Origin of the sequence: Streptococcus massiliensis DSM 18628 (assembly GCF_000380065.1) — a bacterium.
GTDB lineage: Bacteria > Bacillota > Bacilli > Lactobacillales > Streptococcaceae > Streptococcus > Streptococcus massiliensis.
The window spans coordinates 83540-108889 of the sequence record NZ_KB904365.1 but is presented as its reverse complement, the minus strand read 5'-3'; the positions used below and the strand labels follow the sequence as shown (position 1 = coordinate 108889).

The 25350-nt window shown below is 42.5% G+C and carries 25 protein-coding genes, 4 pseudogenes and 1 other annotated feature; of the genes and pseudogenes, 23 read left to right on the top strand and 6 right to left on the bottom strand.

Going from position 1 to position 25350, the window contains the following annotated elements:
* A pseudogene (locus tag A3I3_RS0101170) lies at positions 1-195 on the bottom strand (ISL3 family transposase); the annotation flags it as partial.
* Between the two features lie 237 nt (positions 196-432).
* Here A3I3_RS0101170 and rsmD point away from each other — a divergent pair.
* The 13 genes and pseudogenes from rsmD to trpA all read left to right on the top strand — a co-directional run bounded on the left by rsmD (position 433) and on the right by trpA (position 11578).
* Positions 433-981 (top strand): 16S rRNA (guanine(966)-N(2))-methyltransferase RsmD, encoded by a 549-nt coding sequence (gene rsmD, locus A3I3_RS0101165; RefSeq protein ID WP_018370910.1) that lies wholly within the window; start codon positions 433-435, stop codon positions 979-981.
* Entirely contained in the window at positions 971-1471 is a 501-nt protein-coding gene (gene coaD / locus A3I3_RS0101160) for a pantetheine-phosphate adenylyltransferase (protein ID WP_018370909.1), read from the top strand. Before rsmD ends, coaD begins: the two co-directional genes overlap by 11 nt.
* On the top strand, positions 1449-2486 hold the full coding sequence (locus A3I3_RS0101155; RefSeq protein WP_018370908.1) for a SepM family pheromone-processing serine protease: 1038 nt from the start codon (positions 1449-1451) through the stop codon (positions 2484-2486). Before coaD ends, A3I3_RS0101155 begins: the two co-directional genes overlap by 23 nt.
* A gap of 192 nt (positions 2487-2678) precedes the next feature.
* Complete coding sequence (locus A3I3_RS0101150) at positions 2679-3233, top strand: YutD family protein (RefSeq protein WP_018370907.1); 555 nt, start codon at positions 2679-2681, stop codon at positions 3231-3233.
* Positions 3234-4319, top strand: coding sequence for a dual-specificity RNA methyltransferase RlmN (gene rlmN / locus A3I3_RS0101145; RefSeq protein ID WP_018370906.1), 1086 nt, complete (start codon positions 3234-3236; stop codon positions 4317-4319).
* A gap of 3 nt (positions 4320-4322) precedes the next feature.
* Positions 4323-4823, top strand: a complete 501-nt coding sequence (locus tag A3I3_RS0101140) for a VanZ family protein (protein WP_037588937.1) — start codon at positions 4323-4325, stop codon at positions 4821-4823.
* Positions 4824-4899: 76 nt separating this feature from the next.
* Positions 4900-5125 (top strand) — a binding site (T-box leader).
* Positions 5126-5318: 193 nt separating this feature from the next.
* The gene (trpE, locus tag A3I3_RS0101135) at positions 5319-6677 is read left to right on the top strand and encodes an anthranilate synthase component I (protein WP_018370904.1); all 1359 of its coding nucleotides are present in this window, start codon (positions 5319-5321) and stop codon (positions 6675-6677) included.
* Positions 6674-7249 carry an aminodeoxychorismate/anthranilate synthase component II gene (locus tag A3I3_RS0101130; protein WP_018370903.1) on the top strand — a complete coding sequence of 192 codons (576 nt, stop codon included), beginning with the start codon at positions 6674-6676 and terminating at the stop codon, positions 7247-7249. Before trpE ends, A3I3_RS0101130 begins: the two co-directional genes overlap by 4 nt.
* Positions 7246-8250, top strand: coding sequence for an anthranilate phosphoribosyltransferase (gene trpD / locus A3I3_RS0101125; RefSeq protein WP_018370902.1), 1005 nt, complete (start codon positions 7246-7248; stop codon positions 8248-8250). The genes A3I3_RS0101130 and trpD overlap by 4 nt, the downstream gene beginning before the upstream one ends.
* Positions 8247-9013: pseudogene (gene trpC, locus A3I3_RS0101120) on the top strand (indole-3-glycerol phosphate synthase TrpC). Before trpD ends, trpC begins: the two are co-directional and overlap by 4 nt.
* Positions 9000-9590 carry a phosphoribosylanthranilate isomerase gene (locus tag A3I3_RS0101115; RefSeq protein WP_018370900.1) on the top strand — a complete coding sequence of 197 codons (591 nt, stop codon included), beginning with the start codon at positions 9000-9002 and terminating at the stop codon, positions 9588-9590. The pseudogene trpC and the gene A3I3_RS0101115 overlap by 14 nt, the downstream one beginning before the upstream one ends.
* Positions 9580-10788 (top strand): annotated as a pseudogene (trpB, locus tag A3I3_RS0101105) (tryptophan synthase subunit beta). The gene A3I3_RS0101115 and the pseudogene trpB overlap by 11 nt, the downstream one beginning before the upstream one ends.
* Positions 10789-10797: 9 nt before the next feature.
* A pseudogene (trpA, locus tag A3I3_RS0101100) lies at positions 10798-11578 on the top strand (tryptophan synthase subunit alpha).
* A gap of 30 nt (positions 11579-11608) precedes the next feature.
* On the opposite strand, the gene A3I3_RS0101095 reads toward trpA, so the two are convergent.
* Positions 11609-12253 (bottom strand): prepilin peptidase, encoded by a 645-nt coding sequence (locus A3I3_RS0101095; protein ID WP_018370896.1) that lies wholly within the window; start codon positions 12251-12253, stop codon positions 11609-11611.
* Between the two features lie 129 nt (positions 12254-12382).
* Between A3I3_RS0101095 and A3I3_RS0101090 the strand changes: the two genes are divergently transcribed.
* The 4 genes from A3I3_RS0101090 (at position 12383) to A3I3_RS0101075 (ending at position 14039) form a co-directional block, all read left to right on the top strand.
* Complete coding sequence (locus A3I3_RS0101090; RefSeq protein WP_018370895.1) at positions 12383-12910, top strand: Dps family protein; 528 nt, start codon at positions 12383-12385, stop codon at positions 12908-12910.
* Between the two features lie 71 nt (positions 12911-12981).
* Positions 12982-13200: a YqgQ family protein gene (locus tag A3I3_RS0101085; protein ID WP_018370894.1), complete on the top strand. Its 219-nt coding sequence runs from the start codon at positions 12982-12984 to the stop codon at positions 13198-13200.
* 6 nt (positions 13201-13206) lie between these two features.
* Positions 13207-13581: a rhodanese-like domain-containing protein gene (locus tag A3I3_RS0101080; protein ID WP_018370893.1), complete on the top strand. Its 375-nt coding sequence runs from the start codon at positions 13207-13209 to the stop codon at positions 13579-13581.
* Positions 13582-13694: 113 nt separating this feature from the next.
* Positions 13695-14039: a hypothetical protein gene (locus tag A3I3_RS0101075; protein WP_018370892.1), complete on the top strand. Its 345-nt coding sequence runs from the start codon at positions 13695-13697 to the stop codon at positions 14037-14039.
* A 56-nt stretch (positions 14040-14095) separates the two neighbouring features.
* Here A3I3_RS0101075 and A3I3_RS0101070 read toward each other — a convergent pair whose 3' ends face one another.
* Both A3I3_RS0101070 and A3I3_RS0101065 read right to left on the bottom strand, forming a co-directional pair.
* The gene (locus A3I3_RS0101070; protein ID WP_018370891.1) at positions 14096-14947 is read right to left on the bottom strand and encodes a MetQ/NlpA family ABC transporter substrate-binding protein; all 852 of its coding nucleotides are present in this window, start codon (positions 14945-14947) and stop codon (positions 14096-14098) included.
* 63 nt (positions 14948-15010) lie between these two features.
* Positions 15011-15736: a pseudouridine synthase gene (locus A3I3_RS0101065; RefSeq protein WP_018370890.1), complete on the bottom strand. Its 726-nt coding sequence runs from the start codon at positions 15734-15736 to the stop codon at positions 15011-15013.
* A gap of 198 nt (positions 15737-15934) precedes the next feature.
* Here A3I3_RS0101065 and typA point away from each other — a divergent pair, with 198 nt between their 5' ends.
* Together typA and A3I3_RS0101055 are read left to right on the top strand one after the other, a co-directional pair.
* Positions 15935-17776: a translational GTPase TypA gene (gene typA, locus A3I3_RS0101060; protein ID WP_018370889.1), complete on the top strand. Its 1842-nt coding sequence runs from the start codon at positions 15935-15937 to the stop codon at positions 17774-17776.
* Between the two features lie 46 nt (positions 17777-17822).
* On the top strand, positions 17823-18104 hold the full coding sequence (locus A3I3_RS0101055) for a DUF3165 family protein (RefSeq protein WP_018370888.1): 282 nt from the start codon (positions 17823-17825) through the stop codon (positions 18102-18104).
* A 37-nt stretch (positions 18105-18141) separates the two neighbouring features.
* Here A3I3_RS0101055 and A3I3_RS0101050 read toward each other — a convergent pair whose 3' ends face one another.
* Both A3I3_RS0101050 and A3I3_RS0101045 read right to left on the bottom strand, forming a co-directional pair.
* Positions 18142-19101, bottom strand: coding sequence for a ketopantoate reductase family protein (locus A3I3_RS0101050; RefSeq protein WP_018370887.1), 960 nt, complete (start codon positions 19099-19101; stop codon positions 18142-18144).
* Positions 19102-19270: 169 nt separating this feature from the next.
* Positions 19271-19852 carry an NAD(P)H-dependent oxidoreductase gene (locus tag A3I3_RS0101045; protein ID WP_018370886.1) on the bottom strand — a complete coding sequence of 194 codons (582 nt, stop codon included), beginning with the start codon at positions 19850-19852 and terminating at the stop codon, positions 19271-19273.
* A gap of 189 nt (positions 19853-20041) precedes the next feature.
* Here A3I3_RS0101045 and murD point away from each other — a divergent pair, with 189 nt between their 5' ends.
* The 4 genes from murD (at position 20042) to ftsA (ending at position 25350) form a co-directional block, all read left to right on the top strand.
* A complete protein-coding gene (gene murD / locus A3I3_RS0101040) occupies positions 20042-21394 on the top strand; it encodes a UDP-N-acetylmuramoyl-L-alanine--D-glutamate ligase (RefSeq protein ID WP_018370885.1) in 1353 nt (450 codons plus the stop codon).
* A gap of 1 nt (position 21395) precedes the next feature.
* Positions 21396-22463, top strand: a complete 1068-nt coding sequence (locus A3I3_RS0101035) for a UDP-N-acetylglucosamine--N-acetylmuramyl-(pentapeptide) pyrophosphoryl-undecaprenol N-acetylglucosamine transferase (RefSeq protein WP_018370884.1) — start codon at positions 21396-21398, stop codon at positions 22461-22463.
* A gap of 1 nt (position 22464) precedes the next feature.
* Positions 22465-23676, top strand: coding sequence for a cell division protein FtsQ/DivIB (locus A3I3_RS0101030; RefSeq protein ID WP_018370883.1), 1212 nt, complete (start codon positions 22465-22467; stop codon positions 23674-23676).
* Positions 23677-23982: 306 nt separating this feature from the next.
* Positions 23983-25350, top strand: a complete 1368-nt coding sequence (ftsA, locus tag A3I3_RS0101025; protein ID WP_018370882.1) for a cell division protein FtsA — start codon at positions 23983-23985, stop codon at positions 25348-25350.

Genomic DNA, 25350 nt, shown 5'->3' with positions numbered 1-25350 from the left:
CTCTAAATAGGGAATTTTCGATTCTTTCTGGAAGTCATATTTAGCCATTTGTCCTTGGCAGTGAGGGCATTTAGGAGCGGGATAATCTAGCTTAGCCATGATTTCTTTATGTGTTCCAGCATCTACATAATCTAAAATAGTGATGTTAGGGTCTTTAATTCCGAGTAAGTTTGTGATAAAATTTAATTGTTCCATAAGATTCTTTCTAATGATGGTTTGATCGCTTTTCATTATAGGTCTTATGGGACTTTTTTTCTACAACAAAATAGGCTCCATCATTCCTAAAGTGATTTTACCCACTACAGAAATTATAGAGCCTCGTTACTTGGGTTTTGTTTGTAGTTATGCAAAATAAATTTAAACCATGGCAAAATTGATGAATCATACAGCCTCCAAGAATTAAACATGAAATTTTTTTAGTAATCTGTTATAATGTTTTTTATGAGAGTTGTTGCAGGTAAATATGGAGGGCGTCCTCTTAAATCTCTAGCTGGGAAAACAACACGGCCTACAACGGATAAGGTCAAAGGTGCAATTTTCAATATGATTGGTCCCTACTTTGATGGAGGGCGTGTTTTGGATCTTTATGCGGGGAGTGGAGGTCTTGCTATTGAGGCAGTATCTCGTGGCATGGCAGAAGCTGTTTTAGTAGAAAAAGATCGCAGGGCTCAAGGAGTGGTAGCAGCTAATATTGCTGTGACTCAAGAAATGGAAAAGTTTCAACTTCTTAAGCTGGATGATAAACGAGCGCTTTCCCAACTGACGGGTATGTTTGATTTAGTCTTTCTGGACCCTCCCTATGCCAAGGAAGAAATCGTGCAAGTTATAACAAGGCTTACAGAGCAGAACTTGTTAGCAGAGGGGGCTTTTGTAGTTTGTGAAACAGAGAAGTCGGTTGACTTGCCTCAAAAAATTGCTGTTCTTAGCATGTGGAAGCAAAAAATTTATGGAATTTCAAAGGTGACTATTTATGCCAGATAGAATCGGTTTATTTACTGGCTCTTTTGATCCTGTTACGAAGGGACATTTGGATTTGATTGAGCGTGCCAGTAAGCTTTTTGATACTCTTTATGTAGGAATTTTTTACAATATTAACAAGCAAGAATTGTTTAATATTGAGCAAAAGGAGCGTATGGTGAGAAAAACTGTTGAGCATTTAGCGAATGTTCGATTTGTGACTTCTCATGATGAACTGGCGGTTGATGTTGCAAAAAGACTTGGCGTAACTACCTTTGTACGTGGCTTACGCAATGGAGCAGACATTGACTATGAAGCAAATATGCAGTTTTATAATAATCACCTAGCACCTGAGCTTGAAACGATTTATCTTGTCAGTAAGCCTCAGTACCAATACCTCACTTCTTCGCGAATACGTGAGTTGTTGGCTTTTGATCAAGATATTTCAGCTTATGTCCCTCAAAGTGTTATGAATGAATTAGAAAGAAAAAATGAAAAAACTAAGACAATATAAGGTTCCAATTGTCCTTGTGACAATTTTTGTATTAATTCTTGCAGCTATATTTGTGCGCTTGCCTTACTACGTGGAAATGCCTGGGACTTCAGAAGATATTAGACAGGTCTTACGCGTAAATAAACAAGAAGATAAGGCTAGTGGAGAATACCAATTTGTAACAGTAGGCGTAGCACAGGCAAATCTTCCGCTTTTGATCTACGCCTGGCTAACTCCCTTTACTGATATTTATTCCGCACAAGAAGTTACAGGCGGAGCGAGCAATATCGAATACCAGCGAATCAACCGATTTTACATGGAAAATTCGCAAAATATGGCCAAATATCAAGGACTGAAAACAGCTGGTAAAGCGATTGAGTTGAAATATCTAGGTGTTTATGTGCTTAATGTTGCAAAAAATTCCACTTTTAAGGGGATTCTAAATATTGCAGATACTGTGACTGGAGTTAATGACCAGAAATTTGAGAGTTCAGCAGATTTGATAAAGACTGTTGGTGCTATGAAGGTTGGAGACAAGGTCAAAGTTAATTATCAAGAAGATGGGCAAGAGAAATCAGCAGAAGGCAAGATTATCAAGCTAGAAAATGCTAAGAATGGGATTGGTATCACTTTGACTGACCGAACAGAGGTAACCAGTCAGATTCCGATTGAGTTTTCAACTGAAGGAATTGGTGGTCCAAGCGCAGGGCTGATGTTCAGTCTAGATATATACACCCAATTGGCAGAACCAGAACTGCGTAAGGGACGAGTAATAGCTGGGACAGGAACGATTGACCGTGATGGGAATGTCGGTGATATTGGTGGAATTGATAAGAAGGTCGTTGCAGCGGATAAAGCTGGAGCTGAGATCTTCTTTGCACCTAATAATCCTGTGACTGATGAGATGAAAAAGGCAAATCCTAAAGCCAAAAGTAACTATGATACCGCGGTTGAAGCGGCTAAAAAAATCAAGACTAAAATGAAAATTGTTCCTGTTAAAACCTTGCAAGAAGCAATTGATTATTTAAAAAAATGACCGTTGTTCATCAACGGTTTTTTACATCATATGGAAAACAATTGAATTGTCGGACATTTTTCATAATGTTTCTTTTCATCGCCAAGCAAGAGAAAAGGTGGTATAATAATAGGGCTAAAGTAATTTTTATCATAAAAAGTAATTACTGTGTAGTATATAAAATTTAAATCAATCATACTAAAAAGGAGAGGTATGCGTAAAGAAATTTCGCCTGAATTATACAATTATAATAAATATCCAGGACCTACTTTTCATCATCGTGGGAACCTTGTTGAAAGCGAACATTTGCAATTTGAAATTCTGGATAACTTTAAAGATGCCTTTGACACAACGGCATTTACTCAACGGTTTTCAGAAGTTTTGACTAAGTTTGACTATATTGTCGGTGACTGGAGTAATGAGCAGCTACGTTTACGAGGTTTTTACAAGGACAGCCGTGCAGTTGATGAAGATTTAAAAATCAGTCGTCTGGAAGACTATTTACTTGAATATTGTAGTTTTGGTTGTGCTTATTTTGTGTTGGAAAATCCTAATCCCCATCGTGCTTCTTTTGATAAGAAATCAAAGCCTAAAAAGGAAAAGGACGGGGGCAGTAAAAATAATAGACAAAATCGTGAACGTAACCAGCAGGGACATGATAACCAGCGCAAGCGTTCACGAAATCGCAATCGTAAAACTAGAAGAGAAGACGGACACAAGCAAACTGAAAAGCGTCATTTTGTTATTCGTCAGAAAGAGGAAAATTAAGTGAAACCATCTATTTATAGCCTGACCCGCGATGATTTGATTGTTTGGGTTGAGGAAAATGGGGAAAAGAAATTTCGAGCAGCCCAAATTTGGGAGTGGCTTTATCGGAAACGTGTTCAGTCGTTTGACGCGATGACTAATCTATCCAAGGATTTGATAGCTAAATTAGACGAGCAATTTGTCGTTAATCCGCTTAAACAACGGGTCGTTCAGGAGTCTGCTGATGGGACAGTAAAATACTTGTTTGAATTGTCAGATGGCATGCTGATTGAGACGGTTCTCATGCGCCAGCACTACGGATTGTCTGTCTGTGTAACAACTCAGGTCGGTTGCAATATTGGCTGTACTTTCTGTGCTAGCGGCTTGATCAAAAAGCAACGAGATCTCAATAATGGTGAAATTGTATCCCAAATCATGCTAGTGCAGCGTTATTTTGACGAACGTGGTCAAGATGAACGTGTGAGCCATATCGTAGTCATGGGGATCGGTGAGCCTTTTGATAATTACCAAAATGTGCTGAAATTTGTACGGACGGTAAATGATGACAAGGGGCTAGCTATTGGGGCGCGCCATATCACTGTTTCGACCTCTGGTTTGGCTCATAAGATCCGTGATTTTGCTAATGAAGGGGTACAAGTTAACCTAGCGGTTTCTCTTCACGCACCAAACAATGAGCTTCGCTCAAGCATCATGAAAATCAATCGTGCCTTTCCGATTGAGAAACTCTTTGCGGCGATTGAGTACTATATTGAGATGACCAACCGACGGGTTACTTTTGAGTATATCATGCTTAATCAAGTCAATGATGGTGTTGAGCAGGCTTTGGAGTTAGCGAATTTGCTCAAAAATATCAAGAAACTGTCCTATGTCAACCTTATTCCTTATAACCCTGTCAGTGAGCACGACCAGTACAGTCGTAGTCCTAAGGAACGTGTCATGGCTTTCTATGATACATTGAAAAAGCACGGCATTAACTGTGTGGTTCGTCAGGAGCACGGTACAGATATTGATGCTGCTTGTGGTCAATTGCGTTCAAATACCATGAAAAAAGATCGCCAAGAGGCGATTGCTAAGGACAAGGTTTAAGTGATGGAAATAGATAAAACTCTCACTCCCACAAGACGAAAAATACTGCTGTCAGGGAGTGTCTTTTATAGTATTTTACTGATACTTATGTGTTTAACTCCTCAGCTTGTATTAGAAGGAGCGCCCGAGACACCGGGCATTCGGCATTTTGGTCGTTTGGTTGTTTTGCTGATTCCTTTTAATTCCTTGGTTAATCTAGGCCAAATCACCAGTTGGTTTCAACTAATCAAGGTTGTAGTGCAAAATCTCGCTAATATTTTTCTGATTTTTCCTTTGATTTTGCAATTGCTCTTTCTTTTTCCAACTTTGCGTCAGATCAAGCGAGTGCTTATTTTAGGATTCGGGCTCAGTCTTTTTATTGAGTGTAGTCAGTTGATTTTGGATTACCTTTGGGATTTTAACCGCGTTTTTGAAATTGACGATTTGTGGACCAATACCTTGGGTGCTTATTTAGCGTTATTAGTTTATAATTTATTTATAAATAAAAGAAATGTTCGGAAATAAGAAGAAAATTACTTTTATTTTTCTTTCTTTTGATATTTTTTTAATAAATTTCTTGACAAACATCAAAAAAGTGGCTATAATAAGTCTCAATCAGAAGAAGTACTCAAAATAAGATTTTCAGAGAGCTTGTGGTTATTGTGAACGAGCAATCTATTTTGACGAAATGGGCTGAGGTCAAATTGAATTTTAAACAATGTAAATTCGGTAGGCACACCTTATAGTGCAACTTGTTGTTGGACAAGACAAAGATATGGAATTTTCCATAAATGAGGTGGCACCGCGCTATGTTAAGCGCCCTCGCACAGTTTTTTCTGTGCGGGGCGTTTTTGTTGCTGTAGGTGGCTGGTCTGTTGAGTGGACAAGGTAGAGATATGGAATTTTCCATAAATGAGGTGGTACCGCGCTATGTCAAGCGCCCTCACACAGAGTTTTTGTGTGTGGGCTTTTTTGTAGCTTTCAAGGCAAAGGCTCTGGCTTATATAGAAAGGATTTCACATGCAAAAAATTTTAGCAGCAGACATTTTATCACCGATTTTGGCTTATATGCGGATTAAAGGAGACCACAAGGTCATTTTAGAAAGTATCCCTCGGGATAAGGAAAACGCTCGTTTTTCTATCGTGGCTTACAATCCGGTCTTTGAAGTCAAGTATGAGCATGGTCAACTTTTGCAAAATGGGCAAGTGGTTGAAGCAGACCCGCTGGATTATATCAGCCAGTTGACGGTTAAGAAAGAGCATGATTCTCATTTGCCTTTTGGCGGTGGCGCTATTGGTTTTGTGGGTTACGATATGATTTCGCTCTATGAAAATATCGGCGATATTCCTGCCGACCTTATCCAGACGCCTGATATGCACTTTTTTGTCCATGAGAGCTACATGGTTTTTGACCACAAGAAAGAAAAAATTTATTTGGTGGAAGAGGCGCTCTATAGTCAGCGGACAAAGGAGCAGCTCCAAGCTAGTTTAGAGGATATTTTAGCGCAACTCCAGCAGCCAGCAGCCAAGGAATTTTCCGATTTGCAGGTGCAAAGTTTGACTTTCAAGAGCCACTTGGAAGCCGAAACCTTTGAGAAAATGGTTGAAAAAGCGCGGGAATTGATTCGGCACGGGGATATGTTCCAATGTGTGCTCAGTCAGCGTTTTTCGGCTGATTTTGCCGGCGAGCCGCTGGATTATTATCGTAATTTGCGGGTGACCAATCCGTCTAACTATCTTTACTTTTATGATTTTGGTGATTATCAGATTATTGGCGCGAGCCCAGAGAGTCTGGTCTCAGTCAAGGGGGACGTGGTGACCACCAATCCTATTGCTGGAACACGACCGCGTGGCTTGGACGATGCAGCCGATAAGGCTCTCGCAGCCGACCTCTTGGCTGATGAAAAGGAAGTGGCAGAGCACCGCATGTTAGTGGATTTGGGGCGTAATGACATCGGAAAAATCGCGCAGACCGCTAGCGTTGAGGTTAGTAAGTATATGGAAGTAGAGCTCTTTCGCTATGTCATGCACCTGACGAGTGTGGTCAAGGGGCAGCTTCTCCCAAACATGACCGCCATGGACGCGCTCAAGTCCACTCTGCCAGCAGGTACCGTGTCGGGTGCGCCCAAGATTCGCGCCATGAAGCGGATTTACGAGCTGGAGACAGAAAAGCGCGGTGTCTATGCAGGGGCTATCGGCTATTTGTCTGCGACCGGTGATATGGATTTCGCTATTGCCATTCGGACCATGATTTTGAAAAATGGCAGAGCTTATGTGCAGGCAGGTGCTGGGATTGTGTACGATTCTATCCCAGCCAATGAGTACCAAGAAACCATTAACAAAGCCAAGTCCATGACCAAGATAGGAGACCTTCTATGATTTTATTGATTGATAACTATGATTCCTTCACCTACAATCTCGCCCAGTACATCGGGACTTTTGCCGAAGTCAAGGTTTTACGCAATGATGATGACAATCTGTACCAAGAAGCGGAAAGAGCGCAAGCGCTGGTTTTTTCACCTGGTCCCGGTTGGCCGGCTGACGCGGGGAAAATGGAGGAGATGATTCGCGATTTCACAGGCAAGAAGCCCATGTTAGGGATTTGTCTGGGACATCAAGCGATTGCTGAGGTCTTTGGCGGCAGGCTCGGGCTCGCTCCCAAGGTCATGCACGGCAAGCAAAGCAATTTGAAGTTTGAGGCACCGTCGCCGCTTTATCAAGGTTTGGCGGATGAACAGCCCATTATGCGCTACCACAGTATTTTGATTGAAGACATGCTAACGGACTTTGAGGTGACCGCACGGGCTATGGATGACCAAGCCATTATGGCCATTCAGCACAAGACCTTGCCCATTTACGGTCTGCAATATCATCCAGAGAGCATTGGCACGCCAGACGGTTTGTCTTCGATGAAGAATTTTATTGACTTAGTGAGAGAGGAGAAGAGATGAAAGCAATTATTGAAAAATTAGCCAGTTTTGAAGACTTGAGTAGCGAGGAGATGACGGCTGTCATCGAGCAGATTGTCACGGGGAATGTTAGTGAATCACAAATCACAGCTTTTCTAATGGGTCTGAAAATGAGGGGTGAAACGGTAGAGGAGCGGACGGCTCTGGCTCAAGTTATGAGAGAGCATGCACTGCATATTCCGACCAAGGTTGAACATGCTATGGATAACTGCGGGACAGGTGGGGACAAATCCTTTAGTTTCAACGTGTCAACTACAGCAGCCTTTGTCCTAGCTGGCGGTGGTATCCATATGGCCAAGCACGGCAATCGTTCCATTTCTTCCAAGTCGGGCTCGGCCGATGTTTTAGAAGCGCTCGGTGTCAATGTGGACATGGACGCTGAAAGTTTGGGACAGATTTTTGAGCAGACGGGGATCATCTTTCTCTTTGCCAAAAATATGCACCCAGCTATGAAATATATCATGCCAGCGCGCGTGGCTCTAGGCATTCCAACGATTATGAACTTGACAGGGCCACTCATTCATCCCATGCCCTTGGAAACCCAGCTCTTGGGGCTCAGTCGGCCAGACCTGCTCGAAAGCACAGCCCATGTTTTAAAAAATATCGGACGCAAGCGGGCAGTTGTTGTGACGGGCCCTGAGGGACTTGATGAAGCTGCGTTGCATGGTAAAAGTCAGATTGCTTTGCTAGAAAATGGTACAATAAGTTTGAAGACTTTTAGCCCAGAAGATATTGGCATGAAGCGGGTGGCTCTGGAAGCCATTCGCGGCGGTGATGCTAGGGAGAATGCAGCGATTTTGCTCAGCGTTTTGAATAATGAAGCCAGTCCTTATCTGGAAATGACCATTTTAAATGCGGGTCTGGGCTTTTATGCCAATGGAAAAGTCACCTCCATTCAAGAGGGCATTGCCCTTGCGCGTCAAGTCTTGGCAGACGGTCGTGCCTACCAAAAATTAAGCATTTTGCAGGAGTATCAAAAATGAGTCAGGAATTTCTTCCCACGATTATCAAGCAAAAAAGCAAGAGGTCGCTCAAATAGCTTACGAGGACTTGCAGCCCTTGCGCCAAACCTATTCTTTTTACGATTTTCTGAAAAGCCAGTCGGGTCAGTTGCAGGTGATTGCCGAGGTCAAAAAAGCCAGCCCGAGCTTGGGCGACATCAATTTAGAGGTGGATATTACCGAACAAGCGCTCAGTTATGAACAGGCTGGCGCAGCCATGATTTCGGTCTTGACCGACGAGATTTTCTTCAAGGGGCACTTGGATTATCTGCGGGAGATTTCTGGGCAGGTCAAGATTCCTACTTTAAATAAGGATTTTATGATTGATGAAAAGCAGATTATCCGAGCACGAAATGCAGGTGCGACGGTGATTCTTTTGATTGTGGCGGCTTTGCCTGAAAAACGTCTGCAAGAACTCTATGATTTTGCGACAGGGCTGGGCCTGGAAATTTTAGTCGAAACCCATAATTTGGCAGAATTAGAGATTACCCACCGTATCGGCGCCAAGATTATCGGTGTCAATAATCGCAATCTGGTTACTTTTGCGACCGACATCAATACGAGCTTGGAGCTGTCAACGCATTTTAAGGCGGAGCCAGTTTATGTCTCAGAATCAGCCATTTTTTCTAAGGAAGATGCGGCCTTGGTAGCGCCTTATTTCCAAGCGATTTTGGTTGGGACGGCTCTGATGCAGGCGGCAGATGTTCCAGCGAAAATCAAGGAGTTGAAAATTGACAAAGGTTAAAATTTGCGGTTTATCAAGCAAGGAAGCCCTCCAAGCGGCGATTGAAGCAGGTGCGGATTATGTCGGCTTTGTCTTTGCTCCCAGTAAGCGCCAGGTCAGCCTTGCAGAGGCTAGAGCATTAGCCAAATTAGTTCCCCAAACGGTCAAAACAGTCGGCGTCTTTCTATCGCCGACCATGGCAGAAGTAAAAGCGACGATTGCAGAAGTTGGCCTAGACATGGTGCAAATCCATGGTCCATTTGACGACCAGTTCTTGGTAAGTTTTCACTTGCCAACTATTCGTGCCTATCAGGTCAGTCAGGATTTTACTGACCTGCTGGATAGCCCAGCGGATTTCTTGCTTTTTGATGCTCCTCTAGCTGGAAGCGGGCAGACCTTTGATTGGCAAGAGTTAGACCACAAAAGAATAGACCGTCCTTTTTTTATCGCAGGCGGTCTCAATGAAGACAATGTTCTTGAGGCTATTCGTTATTTCTCGCCTTATGCAGTAGATGTATCGAGCGGCGTAGAAAGCGGGGGGCACAAGGATCTAGCAAAAATCAAACGATTTGTAGAAAGAGTGAAATATGGCATATAATCAACCAAACGAAGCAGGATTTTACGGTCAATTCGGCGGGCGTTTTGTCCCTGAAACCCTGATGACAGCAGTTTTAGAGTTGGATCAGGCTTATCGTGAAAGCAAGGAAGACCCAGCTTTTTAGGCAGAATTAGCAGATTTATTAAAGCAATATGTCGGGCGTGAAAATCCCCTCTATTTTGCCAAAAACTTGACAGATTATGCAGGTGGAGCGAAGATTTATCTTAAGCGTGAAGACCTCAATCACACGGGTGCTCACAAGATTAACAATGCTTTGGGGCAGGTTCTGCTAGCCAAACGCATGGGCAAAAAGAAAATTATCGCTGAGACGGGAGCAGGGCAACACGGCGTTGTTACGGCAACGGCGGCAGCTCTTTTTAATATGGAATGCACCATTTACATGGGCGAAGAAGACGTCAAGCGCCAAGCGCTCAATGTCTTTCGCATGGAATTGCTGGGAGCCAAGGTAGAGTCTGTGACGGACGGCTCGCGTGTTCTAAAAGACGCGGTCAATGCGGCTCTGCGGGCTTGGGTGGCAAAAGTCGAAGACACTCACTATGTCATGGGCTCTGTGCTGGGTCCCCACCCCTTCCCAGAGATTGTGCGCGATTATCAGAGTGTCATCGGTCAGGAGGCCAAGCGCCAGTTTGCTGAGCAAAATGACGGTGCTCTGCCAGATGCTCTCGTTGCTTGCGTCGGTGGTGGCTCGAATGCTATCGGACTTTTCTATCCTTTTGTCAATGATGAATCCGTTGCTATGTACGGTGCAGAGGCAGCAGGTCTTGGACTGGATACAGAGGAACACGCTGCGACCTTGACCAAGGGGCGCCTGGGAGTCCTCCACGGTGCTCTAATGGATGTCTTGCAGGATGAGCAGGGGCAGATTTTAGAGGCTTTCTCTATCTCAGCAGGCTTGGATTATCCGAGTATTGGACCAGAGCATTCTTATTTTAATGCCATTAAGCGGGCAACTTACGTGCCGATTACGGATGAAGAAGCGCTGGAAGGTTTCAAACTTTTGTCGCGCGTGGAAGGCATTATTCCAGCCTTAGAATCAAGCCACGCTATCGCCTACGCTGTCAAATTGGCCAAGGAATTAGGACCTGATAAATCAATGATTGTCTGCCTGTCTGGTCGAGGAGACAAGGATGTCGTTCAAGTCAAAGAGCGCTTGAAGCGCGGTGCCGCAAAGAAATAGGAGAAGCTGATGACTAAAACATTAACGCGAACATTAAAAGCCATTAAGGCGCAAAAAAAAGGGAATTTTTGTTCCCTATATCATGGCGGGCGACCATGAGCAAGGTTTGGCAGGATTAGAAGAGACGATTCGATTTTTAGAAGAAAATGGTGTCTCCGCTATTGAAATTGGTCTGCCATTTTCAGACCCAGTGGCAGACGGACCCGTTATTGAGGCGGCAGGTTTACGCAGCTTAGCCAAGGGAACGTCGGCGAGAGGATTGGTTGAGGTTTTGCGGCAGATCACAACTGAAATCCCCTTGATTATCATGACTTATTTCAATCCGATTTTTCAATATGGGCTGGAACAATTTATAGCAGACCTAGAAGGCACAGCTGTTAAAGGTTTGATTATTCCTGATTTGTCCCATGAACATGCAGACATGGTGCAGCCTTTCTTGGAAAAGAGTGATATTGCTCTCATTCCTCTAGTCAGCTTAACAACGGGCTTGGAGCGTCAGAAAACATTGATTGAAAATGCTCAAGGTTTTGTCTATGCGGTGGCAATCAACGGTGTGACCGGCAAGTCTCATGCCTATCGTGATGACCTTGATCAGCACCTCAAACGCCTGACCGAAGTTTCGCCAATCCCAGTTTTAACAGGCTTTGGTGTCTCTAGCTTGGCCGATGTAGAGCGTTTCAACAAGGTATCAGACGGTGTTATCGTTGGCTCCAAAATTGTCCGAGCCCTCCACGAAAAAGACCAGACCATAGCAGACTTTATCAAAGAAGCAGCAGCTTATCAAAAATAGTGAAAAAGAGGCTAGAATTTCTAGTCTCTTTTAAACCAAAAGCAGAGGAAAAATGGCTAGGAGTAGACAAGGAACAAAAGCGAGTGCCCCTTTCTTTTTTCTGATAAGAAAAATGAGAATTCCGATGATACTAGCGATTTGCACAATCCATAAAACTTGTGTCAAATCAAACAAGCCAGCACAGGAAGCAAGAAAAAGGAAATCCCCCGTTCCGATTTTTATATCTACAATATAAGAAATAAAAGCAATAAAAAGAAAAAACCACATCAGGAGATTAAAACCAGTGAAACAGATCAATCCCAGATGACAAACCAGCCAAATGACAAATGGATATTCCTTGTACCTGATATCATACAAAGCAAGGAGTGTTCCCATCGTAACAAGGATTAACTGAGCTACGGTTAGGAGCTCAAGGCTAAAAAGCACAAAGAGCATGCCACCGTAAAGTTCAAAATAGAGATAGGTCAAAGGAATATCGGCCTTGCAGTAGCGACAGTGATATTTGTTGATGATTTGCGAGAAAATAGGAATCAGATCGCGCGCCTTAAGTGGATGTTTGCAACTATCGCAGCGACTGCCCGGACGGATAATGCTCTCCTTGGGAAAGCGTTCTAAAACCAAGCCCAAAAACGAAAAAATAACCGTTCCAATGATAAATAAAAATATTGTTTTCATACTTCTTTATTCGTAAAAAAACGAAAAAATTTCTAAAATTTTGCAACTTTTTTAATTTAAGTCTAAATCCTTGACTTTCTTATTTAGAACAATTATAATTAATTTATAAAAAGAAATGAGGTATAAATTATGATGCAGATGAAAAATGAAGCAGCAAAAGATGTGGTATCCTTTGCCAATGTTAATCACTTAAAACAAGAATTGCCCAAAACAAAGGAAATTCTCAATCAATCCGTTGCGGATCTATACACAGCACGTATCGCTATTCACCAAGTTCATTGGTATATGCGCGGAGCTGGCTTTATGATTTGGCATCCTAAAATGGATGAGTATATAGCTAGCATCGATGGCTACTTGGACGAAATCAGCGAGCGCTTGATTACGCTTGGTGGAAAGCCTTATTCTACTCTAGCAGAGTTTGTTAGTCATACAGAAATTACTGAACTGAAAGGACATTTTAGTAAGGATGTCGCTGAAAGTTTAGAACGTGTTCTTGATATTTATCGCTACCTAGCGAAGTTATTTACTAAAGGGTTGGAAGTCACTGATGAAGAAGGTGATGATGTAACCAACGATATCTATACTGCTGCACAAGCTGAAGTTGAAAAGACAATTTGGATGTTAGCAGCAGAATTAGGTCAAGATCCTAGTTTGTAAAATATGAAAACGTGCCGTAAGGTGCGTTTTTTCTGTTTAGACCATTGAAAGCCGACTGAAAATTTGTTACAATGGATGGTATGAAAACCTTTTATGATGTTCAGCAGTTTTTAAAGCAGTTTGGAATCATTGTCTATATGGGGAAGCGACTCTATGACATTGAGATGATGAAAATTGAGTTGAAGCAGGTTTATGATGCTGGTTTGATAGAACGCTTGGAGTATTTGCAGGCAGAGAGCATTCTTAGACGGGAACATCAGTTAGAGTTAAAGTATCTAGAGAAAGAGTAGGAAATTATGGAAATTTTATTAGTTGTTTCAGTGGCAATCTTAGCTTGGATGGGATTTAATTACTGGCGTTTAAGACGTGCAGCTAAATTAGTAGATAATGCAGAGTTTGCGGAACTTATTCGTCAGGGGCAACTAATTGATTTGCGAGATAGTGCGGAATTTCATCGCAAACATATTTTAGGTGCGCGTAATATTCCCTCTACTCAGTTGAAGACCAGTTTGGCTGCTTTGCGTAAGGACAAGCCTATTCTGCTTTATGAAAATAGTCGTGGTCAAAAAGTATCAAATGCCGCTATTTTTCTTAAAAAACAGGGCTACAAAGATATTTATATCCTTTCTTATGGTCTTGATAGCTGGGATGGAAAAGTAAAAACTAGATAATAACAGAAACTGGAATTTTCCAGTTTTTTCTTTATGATTTTCCACTTAAATCCTTGATTTTTTATTGTGAGAAGAGTATGATAGGCTCAAATAAATCAAAAGAAAGGGGTTACATGATGCTGAAATTTCACAAAAAAACCAAAGATGAACACTTGGACGAAGATAAGGTTAGAGAGAAAATTCTGCCGCTTCTTAGAAAGTTGAAAGCCTCTCTTGAGTGTCATAACCATCCAGCAGCGGCTCTAGTCGCTGGTCGTATTGAGGATAATCTTCCTGAGCTGGAAATGTTATATGGGCAGGCCTTTGGAGCAAAGCTTAGGCGTTTTCAAGACGAGTTGAGTTGGTGTTTGACCAGTGTTCGTGGTCAGTATCATTTGGCAGAAGAGGAACTTCGATTCAAGCGAGAATTTGAAGAAATTAGTTTCTTATTGACAGCACGCGGTCGAGCAATGCTTTAAGTTTAATTTTTCAGTTGTAAAAAAGAACCCGGTATTGACCGAGTTCTTTTCATTTTTTAAAAACAACAAGTGTGTGGTCGTGTAAAGGCGATGGAAGCCCGTCCTTTAAGTTTCGTTTGAATATAGGTTCGAACTTCACTATTGGTCAAAGCAACCCTTAAATCGTAGATAAGAGGCGTTTCAGATCCTTCTTGTCCAATAATCCCTATCGCAAACATATCATCGAGCGGAGCTTCACGTACCAGTCCGTTTTGAGGCTGCAATTTTAGTTGAGCAGCTTCAGTGGGATAAGCAAATGCAAGAGTGTCTTCTTGGTAAACTTTTTCGAAATCTTTCTTTTGAATTTCTTTAAATTGTAAATTTTTAGGATTTATCGTTACATCATTCGTACTTACTTCATAACTGTACTTGTCTTTTAATTCAACAAGTTTGGCTTGAGCTAGTAGGCGCAGGGCGCGTGTTTTTTCACTTGTATCGGCGGGGAGAGCAACTGTAGTACCATTAGGAATTTCATCAAGTGTTTTCCATTTTTGGGAATAAAAAGCCACCTGTTCATTATAGATTGGTTGAATATCATTTAAATTGCTACCGGTCTCATAATTATAAGCGCGCATGGCTAGCCTATCTTGTGCAAAAGTGAAGTCAACCTTTTTCTCTGAAAGTGCCTGATTTGCCTCGCTAGCATTGTTTACTTGAAGAATACTCAGCTCATAGCCCAGTTTTTCTAAATCATTTTGAACGAGTTTCAGAATACCAGTAGGAGCTCCTTTAAGAGCTGCAATTCTGATGATTTTGTCTGTAGTTTTCGCTTTTTTCGCAGCGCTGAACTTTTTTGTTTGAGAACTGCAAGCAATTAGACAAAGTAAGGCCAGTATTGCTAGTACAAGTTTTGGGAAAAATTTTTTCATATTAGCTACCTCACTGTTTATTCTATCATGAAAAGGCTTTCTTTTACAGTGATTTGTTTTGTATTAAGATGTTTTTTCTAGATAATTCTTGATAAGCTGCAATTCTTTTTTGCTTAGAGGGCGGTAGTCACCTTCAGCAAGGTCGGGATCCAGCGTGAAAGTGCCAAAATGGGTTCGTTTGAGATAGGTGACCTTGACGCCGACGGAGAGGAACATTTTTTTGACTTGGTGAAATTTTCCTTGTCTTAGCGTGACGGAAGCAGAGCTATGCTGGGAACTAGCGTCATGAATGACGAGCTCAGCAGGCTGGCAGCTTGTACCGTCTTTAAAGACAATACCTTGCTCAAAGCTTTCTACGTCTTTTTGGCTGAGCAGACCATTAACTTCCACATAATAGGTCTTTTTCACATGGTACTGGGGATGAAGGAGCTGAAAACCAAGCGGCCCATTGTCGGTAATCAAAAGCAGTCCACGGGTATCGCGGTCTAGCCGTCCGATAGCGTACAGCTGGTCATTATAGTCAGCTGGCCTCAATAAGTCCATAACAGTCGGCTTATCCCTATCTTTGTTGGCAGTGACGACACCAGCAGGTTTATTCATCAGAAAGTAATGGTGCTTGGTGGCAGGGAGCTTTTGTGCCATAAAAGTCACCACTTGCAAGTCAGTATCCACATTTTGGCTTAATTTTTGAGCCGGCAAGCCGTCAACCAGTATCTTTTTTTGCAGCAGCGCCCGCTTCATCTCCTTGCGACTGACTCTGGCTTTTGCCAGCAAAACATCTAAACGCATGATTTCTCCTTTAGTATTTTTCTATCATACCATAAAAGCAGACTAGGTAGCTCTTTTTTGAAAATTTTCTCTTAAAACCTTTCTTGCAAGCTCAAGAATTTCACTGAAAACATTTACATCGGGCTGGTGTGTGCTTTTTGCCCCAATCTGTGTTATAATCGTTAATTGGAATAAAATTTGAAATATTTAGAGGAAACCATGACAAAATTAAGAGAAGATATCCGCAACATCGCCATTATTGCCCACGTCGACCACGGGAAAACGACCCTGGTTGATGAACTGCTCAAGCAGTCAGAAACCTTGGACGCGCGTACCGAATTGTCCGAGCGGGCTATGGACTCTAACGACCTTGAAAAAGAGCGTGGAATTACCATTTTGGCTAAGAATACAGCGGTTGCTTACAATGGTGTGCGGATTAACATCATGGACACGCCGGGGCACGCGGACTTCGGTGGAGAAGTTGAGCGGATTATGAAAATGGTAGACGGGGTTGTCCTCGTCGTTGATGCCTATGAGGGAACCATGCCGCAGACGCGTTTCGTCTTGAAAAAAGCGCTGGAGCAAAATCTCATTCCGATTGTTGTTGTCAATAAAATCGACAAGCCGTCAGCTCGTCCAGCAGAGGTAGTGGATGAAGTGCTGGAGCTCTTTATCGAGCTTGGTGCGGACGACGACCAGCTGGAATTTCCAGTTGTCTACGCTTCAGCAATCAACGGAACGTCTTCTCTGTCGGACGATGTGGCTGAGCAAGAGCACACCATGGCACCGATTTTTGATACCATTATTGACCATATTCCGGCGCCAGTGGACAATTCTGATGAGCCTTTCCAATTCCAAGTATCGCTTTTGGACTACAATGATTTCGTCGGACGGATTGGAATTGGGCGTGTTTTCCGTGGCTCAGTTAAGGTTGGAGACCAAGTTACCCTGTCAAAACTGGACGGCACGACCAAAAACTTCCGCGTAACCAAGCTCTTTGGTTTCTTTGGCTTGGAACGCCGCGAAATCACCGAAGCCAAAGCTGGTGATTTGATTGCCGTGTCTGGTATGGAAGACATCTTCGTCGGTGAAACCATTACGCCGACCGATGCAGTAGAAGCTCTGCCGATTCTCCATATTGACGAGCCGACCTTGCAGATGACTTTCCTAGTCAACAACTCTCCTTTTGCAGGTCGCGAAGGGAAATGGGTGACTTCACGTAAGGTGGAAGAACGCCTGCAAGCCGAGCTGCAAACCGATGTATCGCTGCGCGTTGATCCGACAGACTCACCTGACAAGTGGATTGTTTCAGGGCGTGGAGAATTGCACTTATCCATTCTCATCGAGACCATGCGTCGTGAGGGCTATGAGCTGCAAGTATCACGTCCAGAAGTCATTGTCAAAGAAATTGACGGCGTGAAAATGGAACCTTTCGAGCGCGTGCAAATTGACACACCAGAAGAATACCAAGGTTCGGTCATTCAAAGCCTGTCTGAGCGCAAGGGTGAAATGCTGGATATGGTGGCAACGGGCAACGGGCAAACTCGTCTGGTCTTTCTCGTGCCTGCTCGCGGGCTGATTGGTTACTCAACTGAGTTCCTATCTATGACGCGCGGTTACGGGATTATGAACCATACTTTTGACCAGTATCTTCCGCTTATCGCTGGTGAAATCGGTGGACGCCACCGCGGAGCGCTGGTTTCTATTGACGCTGGTAAGGCGACGACCTACTCAATCATGTCTATTGAAGAGCGGGGAACGATTTTTGTCAATCCGGGTACGGAAGTTTACGAAGGTATGATTATCGGAGAAAATTCTCGCGATAACGACTTGACAGTCAACATTACCAAAGCCAAGCAAATGACCAACGTTCGGTCAGCAACCAAGGATCAAACGGCGGTTATCAAAACGCCGCGGATTTTGACTCTGGAAGAGTCGCTGGAATTTCTCAACGATGATGAATACATGGAAGTAACGCCAGAATCAATCCGCCTGCGCAAGCAAATTCTCAATAAAGCAGAACGCGAAAAAGCCAACAAGAAGAAAAAATCAGCTGAGTAGGCGGTCTGCCGCAGCTGAAAGCTAGTAAATTCAGGGAGGAGAGCTTATGTTTTATTTGATTGTGGGAATTCTCATTCTCTTATTTTACCTTTTTGCAGCTCCTCCTAGTATCAAGGGGACTTTCAATATTGTAGGTCTGGTCTTGCTGTCCGTAGTGATTCTCATTTTACTTGGACTGGGAGTATTGAAATTCTTCCAGCTCCCTTGGGAATACCTGATTGGTGTAGCTATGATTTTTCTTGCATATTTTTCTTTGAGAGATATCAAGCATATGCCAGATCGGAAAAAGCCTAAAAAGATGAATAAACATGAAGAAAACAGCCTGTGAACTTACACTCACAGGCTGTTTTTAACATTTAACTATCTTATTCTTGTAATTTTTCTATCGTCTTTTCGTAGGCGTCATAAAAGATAGGAGCTGGAACTTTTTCTTTTTTCCCGCTATCGTAAAGAGTTTTACAAACGTAGAAAAGATCGTTGAAATTGTTGTGAAGAGTCATTATTTTTCTGCTTAAAATATTTTGTGCGAACATCTTTTTCATAATTGGGGCAGAGATGAAAGTGGGAAGTTTATATGCTAATAATTCATTGTTATAATGTTTTAGTTTCACTCCGCGAGATGCTACGATTTTTGAAGTTTCTCGAATAGCTCGGATAGCTTCTGCCAATATTTTTGGTGAATTCATTAGTTGTTCAGCCGAAGCGGTTGGATTTTTGATGTCGCCATATTTTCCAGCAACAGAGACGACGGCTGCATTGATTGCCATATGTAGCCAGATCCATTCCAGTGCATCATAGGGTTGCTCGAGTTTTATCTGGCAATCAGCAAACAGTTTAACCAACTGTCTATAGTTTTTTATTTGTGTGTTCTTTTCTTGTTCCAAGATAAAATGGTCAAATAGACAAGAATTGAGTCCTGTCTGCTCTAAATTTCCGCCAGCGACGGGATAGCCTAAGATATAGGGTTTACCGCTCATCAATTCATCAAGTTTCTGACGACTTTCCCAGATACCACAAGCAAGAATAAAGGTGCCCGAGATACCAGCCTCATCAAGATTTTTTATGACCTCTGCCAGACTACCAGATGGGACACTCACAAAAATAAAATCGTATTCTTTCTTACTAAAATGATTGACTTTATAAACATCTTGAATTTGTGTTCCCTTAGGATTCTTTCTACCATCTAACATCTGAACGTTCAAGTCAGTAATTGCTGCCTTAGGACTATTTTTTCTCAAGAAATGTTCTGTTTTATTTCCAGATTTTTGAAATGCATAACCATAAATAGATCCGATGACACCCAAACCAACAATTAGTATTTCCATTTTTTACCTTTCTGTTTTTAAAATATTGATAATCTACTTCTTCATTTTAACAAAGTGAAAGTGTAAAATCCACCTCTTTTCGCTAAGTGGTAAGATTTCCCAAGTAAGTGGCAAACAAAAACAGCATTGTTATCATAGCAGTGCTGTTTTATATTTGTTTGATGACTATTTAAACCAAATCCGCAATCTTGCCCAGAGTTTCTCTGCGTTTATCATCGGTTATGCGGGCAATCCGTCCGACATTGAACCATTTGCGAGATTTGTTTCCAATACCGACTGTTTTGAAAGTATTATTGAGCACTGCCTTTTGAATGACATTGCCGCCAAATATCTTCAAATACCAAGTAGGTCCAGTAGAGGTAGTCAAAATCAGTGCTTCTTCGATATGAGTTAAATGTCCTGTCAAGAGTCCACTTTTTTCTTCGTGATAAGAGTAGGTTTTGAGGAAGACCTTGTCGAAAAATCCCTTGACGATAGCAGGCACATCATACCACCAAATCGGAAAGATGAGAATTAAGCGATTGCTCTTATTAAGGACTTCTTGATAGTGTTGCACCAAAGGGTCAACCGCCTTGCCTTTTGAAAAGAGGGCTAACTCTTCTGCCTTGTAAACAGGATTAAATCCATCTGCGTATAGGTCCAGCACTTGGTAAGTTTGACCTTGTTTTTTCAATTTTTGAGTGACTGTTTCTAAAATAGCGTGGTTGAAGCTCTTGTCGTAAGGATGAGCATAAATAATCGTTGTAAGCATGGGAAACCTTTCGTTGATGAAAAAGTTAAGAAGTAAAAACGGCTGATTTGCAATTTAATTATAGCAAATTTCAAAAGTGGAAGCAAGAGGAAGGAAAACTTAATAATATCTGATCGAAATGATAGTTGTGACTTTTTTATTCGCTGAAAAATGGTAAAATAGAAAAGAGAAACAAATTCGAGGATTGATATGAAATATATAGAAACATTTACAAATACAAAAGTGCTGGTTTTGGGTTTGGCAAAATCGGGCGAATCCGCAGCGCGCTTGCTGGATAAGCTGGGCGCGATTGTCACAGTCAATGACAGCAAGCCTTTCGAGGAAAATCCTGCGGCTCAATCGCTCTTAGAAGAAGGCATCAAAGTGGTGACAGGAGGGCATCCTTTGGAGCTCTTGGACGAGGACTTTGCGCTCATGGTCAAAAATCCAGGCATCCGCTACGATAATCCTATGGTGGAGCGAGCTTTGGAAAAAGGTATTCCTGTTATCACGGAGGTTGAGCTGGCTTATTTGATTTCGGACGCGCCAATCATCGGGATTACGGGCTCAAACGGGAAAACAACGACGACGACCATGATTGCGGAAGTTTTGACTGCTGGCGGACAAAATGGTCTTTTGTCTGGCAATATCGGTTTTCCTGCCAGTCAAGTTGCCCAGACTGCAACCGAGCAAGATACGCTGGTTATGGAGTTGTCCAGCTTTCAGCTTATGGGCATTGAAGCTTTTCATCCGCAAATCGCTGTCATTACCAATCTGACACCGACCCATATCGACTACCACGGCTCCTTTGAAGAATATGTCGCTGCCAAGTGGAATATCCAGAAAAATATGACGGCTAAGGATTTTGTCGTCCTCAATTTCAACCAAGATTTGGCTAAGGACTTGGCGGAGCAAACGGCAGCGACAGTTGTGCCTTTTTCCAGTCAGGAAGAGGTGGACGGGGCTTACCTCAAAGACCAAGTCCTCTATTTCCGCGGCGAAGCCATTATGAGAGCTGACGAGCTGGGTGTCCCTGGTAGCCACAATATCGAAAATGCTTTGGCGACCATTGCTGTGGCAAAGCTGCGCGGCATTGCTAGTCAAGCAATCAAGGAAACCTTGTCTGCTTTTGGAGGTGTCAAGCATCGCTTACAATACGCTGGTGACATCAAGGGCGTGAAGTTTTACAATGACAGCAAATCCACTAATATCCTAGCTGCTCAAAAGGCCCTGTCAGGTTTTGACAATCAAAAGGTCATCTTGATTGCGGGCGGTCTTGACCGTGGCAATGAATTTGACGAGCTGGTGCCGGACATCAAGGGGCTCAAGCAGATGATTATCCTAGGTCAATCAGCTGCGCGGGTCAAACGAGCGGCTGACCAAGCAGGCGTAGCCTATCAAGACGCGGCAGATGTTGCTGACGCAACCCGCAAGGCATTTGCAGCAGCAGAGCCAGGCGATATTGTCCTCCTCAGCCCAGCCAATGCAAGCTGGGATATGTATGCAAACTTTGAGGTGCGTGGAGATGAGTTTTTGGCAACGGTGGAAGAATTAAAGGGATAAGATGAAAAAAATAGTATTTACTGGTGGAGGGACAGTCGGGCATGTTACCCTCAATCTCCTGCTCATTCCGAAGTTTATCAAAGAGGGCTGGCAGGTTCATTATATCGGCGACAAAAAAGGCATCGAATACCAAGAAATCCAGAAGTCAGGTCTGGATGTGACCTTTCACTCGATTGCCACAGGCAAGCTCAGGCGTTACTTTTCTTGGCAAAATCTTTTGGACGGTTTTAAGGTCGTTTGGGGGATTATCCAGTCGCTCTTTATCATGCTAAAGGTGCGGCCGCAAATTCTCTTTTCCAAGGGCGGCTTTGTTTCGGTGCCTCCTGTGATTGCAGCGCGCCTTTCAGGCGTCCCAGTCTATGTGCATGAGTCTGATTTGTCCATTGGCTTGGCAAACAAAATCGCCTACAAGTGCGCCACCAAGATGTATTCGACTTTTGAGCAGGCTCATTCTTTAACCAAGGTTGAGCATGTCGGAGCGGTGACCAAGGTAGCAAGCGAGAACCTGGCGCCAAATCAAGAAGTGGAAGAAATTCTCGCTCATTTTGACAAGGAGCTGCCGACTCTACTCTTTGTCGGTGGTTCAGCAGGTGCTAAGGTATTCAATGATTTCATTGACCAGTATAAGGAAAGTTTGACGCAGAGCTACAATGTCATCAATCTGACAGGGCATAGCGAGCTCAACGAACTCTCGCAAAACCTCTATCGTGTGGACTATGTGACTGACCTCTACCAGCCCTTGCTTCATGCGGCAGATGTGGTGGTGACGCGCGGTGGCTCCAATACCATTTTCGAGCTGCTGGCTATGGATAAACTCCACCTTATCGTCCCTTTGGGGCGCGAGGCTAGTCGCGGCGACCAGATTGAAAATGCAGATTACTTTGTCAAAAAAGGCTATGCTGAGAAGTTGGCAGAAAGAGACTTGACCTTGGAGAACTTGAATGCCAGCTTATCTCAACTTTTTCTTCATCAGGAAACTTATCATAAGGCGATGACACAATCTAATGAAATCAAATCTGTCGAAGAATTTTATACTTTACTAAAAAACGATATAACATCAAGGAGGTAGAATGGCTAAGAAAAAAAATAAAAATTCCCAGAAATCTCCACAAGTCGAAGAAAAAAAACAAGATTTGTCTGAGTGGCAAAAGCGTAACAAGGCTTATCTTGAGAAAAAGGCTCAAGAAGAAGCTGATAAGAAAGAAGAACTCGAACTCAAAAAAGAAGAACATCTAAAGGTATTTGAAGATAAAACTGATGATGGAACAGAAGAGGACGAGAAGGAGACAGAGGAACAAGAAAAAACAGAAGTAGATGCAGATGACGAAAATGATGATAACTCAACCGAGAAAAGTTCTGAAGAGCTAGAACTAGATGAGGAAACTGAAGAGCAGAGCCAAGAATCTCTAAATCCTAAAGAGCAGAAAAAAGTCGCAAAACAAGCCATAAAAGAAGAAAAAAAACGAGGACGAAAAATTGCTACTAGGCACATTGTTCGCTCTGTCCCAATTTTCTTGCTTGCAGGAATACTTGCACTTGTAGGAGGGTATTTTATGACTCCTTTAGCAAGTATTAAACATGTTATCGTTTCGGGAAATAATCGGGTGTCTACAGACACTATTCTCAGTCATTCTGGCATTGATCAACGTGATTATACCCTTACAACTTGGGTCAATCGTGCTAATCATAGTCGTAATATCCAGGCAGCTGATCCTTGGTTAAAAAGTGTTAGTATATCTTACAGTTTTCCGACTACTTTCCACATTAAAGTAAAAGAGTATGACATAGTTAGCTATACTCAAGAAGGAGATCAATTTCACCCAGTATTAGCGAGTGGTGTACAAAGTCAGGATATAGTGACGGCTGACAAAATGCCTCAAAAATATTTACTCATCAGTATTAACAATGCAGACCTATTAAAGCAATTTGTCCAACAGATGAAAGATGTTTCTACTTCAATCAAGGATAGTATTGCTACGGTGGCTCTAGCACCAAGCAAGGCAACACCAGATTTGCTCAATTTGACCATGACTGATGGCAATCGAGTTTTAGTACCTTTAAGTGAAATAAAGAAAAAACTCCCTTACTATTCAGTTATCAAGGAGAAACTAGAAGTAGCGAGTATCGTTGATATGGAAGTAGGAGCTTATAGTTATCCGATTGAGCAGGAGCAAAAACAAAATAGCGAACAAAATACTGATCAGGAATCTGGGCAAAATACTGAACAAGGCACAGAGCAGGCTCCAGCAGAAAACGAACAACGGAGTAATGAAACACAGTAACTGTTTTCTATTTTGAAAAATCATAGAAGAGCTATTTGAGCACGAGAATATGCGAAAGAATATTCTCGTTTTCACTTTTTATTAAAAATCTGAAAAGATAAAGAATAATCTTTTATTTAAAGAATATAATTTGTAATATGTCGGAAAAATAAAAAAAGACATTCTGTTACAAATCTTTAATACGTAAGTTTTCGTAAATGATTGTAAAAGTTGGAAAGATGTGATAAAATAAACTTCGAATAGTTCTACCTTTTTGAATGAACGAATACAAGGCAAAGAACTCCGTAGATAGAGAGGACAGGTGTAATGGCTAGAGATGGCTTTTTTACAGGTTTAGATATTGGAACAAACTCCATCAAAGTTTTGGTGGCAGAGTATATAAATGGTGAAATGAATGTAATTGGCGTTAGTAACGCTAAGAGCGCTGGAGTCAAAGATGGTATTATCGTAGATATTGAGGCAGCCTCAACTGCGATTAAATCCGCAATTACTCAGGCAGAGGAAAAAGCAGGGATTTCCATCAATACAGTGAATGTTGGTTTGCCAGCTAACTTGTTGCAAATTGAACCAACGCAAGGTATGATTCCAGTCACTAACGATAGCAAGGAAATCACAGATGAAGATGTAGAAAACGTTGTTAAATCTGCCTTGACTAAGAGTATGACTCCCGATCGTGAAGTGATTACTTTTATTCCTGAGGAATTTATCGTTGATGGCTTCCAAGGTATTCGCGATCCACGTGGTATGATGGGGATTCGCTTAGAAATGCGTGGTCTTTTGTACACAGGCCCACGAACAATTTTGCACAATCTTCGTAAAACAGTAGAGCGTGCAGGTGTCCAAGCAGAAAATATTATTATTTCTCCACTCGCGATTATTCATTCAGTTTTAAATGAAGGAGAGCGTGAGTTCGGAGCAACCGTTATTGATATGGGTGGAGGTCAGACAACAGTGGCTTCTGTTCGCAGTCAAGAATTACAGTTTACCAATATTTATCAAGAAGGTGGCGAGTATGTCACTAAAGATATTTCCAAGGTGTTGCGTACATCGCAAAAAATGGCTGAAGGACTTAAATTCAATTACGGTGAAGCTTATCCGCCAGCAGCAAGCGAGTCTGAAACTTTTCAAGTTGAAGTTATCGGTGAGATTGAGCCAGTGGAGGTTTCTGAGCGTTATTTGGCAGAAATCATTTCAGCTCGTGTAAGACATATCTTTGATCAGATTCGTCAAGATTTGGATCGACGCCATATGTTGGAGTATCCTGGTGGTATTGTTTTAATTGGCGGTGGTGCCATTTTGCCGGGAGTTGTGGAATTGGCACAGGAAGTTTTTGGTGTGAATGTCAAGCTTTTTGTACCAAACCAAATTGGAATTCGCAACCCTGCCTTTGCGCATGTGATTAGCCTTTCTGAGTACGCAGGAAATCTAACCGAGGTTGATGTTTTAGCACAGGCGGCTGTTCGAGGCGATGAGGCACTTCGTCAACGCCCGGTAGATTTCACTCGTTCGAATCAAGTAACCGATGAGGCTCCACGATATAGTCAGCCGGCTAGTCAGCCATTCTCTGCACCAACAGGACAGACTGAAAGTGTGGAGCAACTATCAGAGCCTAAGGCTAAGCGTCCGAGCGTGGGCGACCGTGTCCGTGGTTTGATTGGTAATATGTTTGATTAA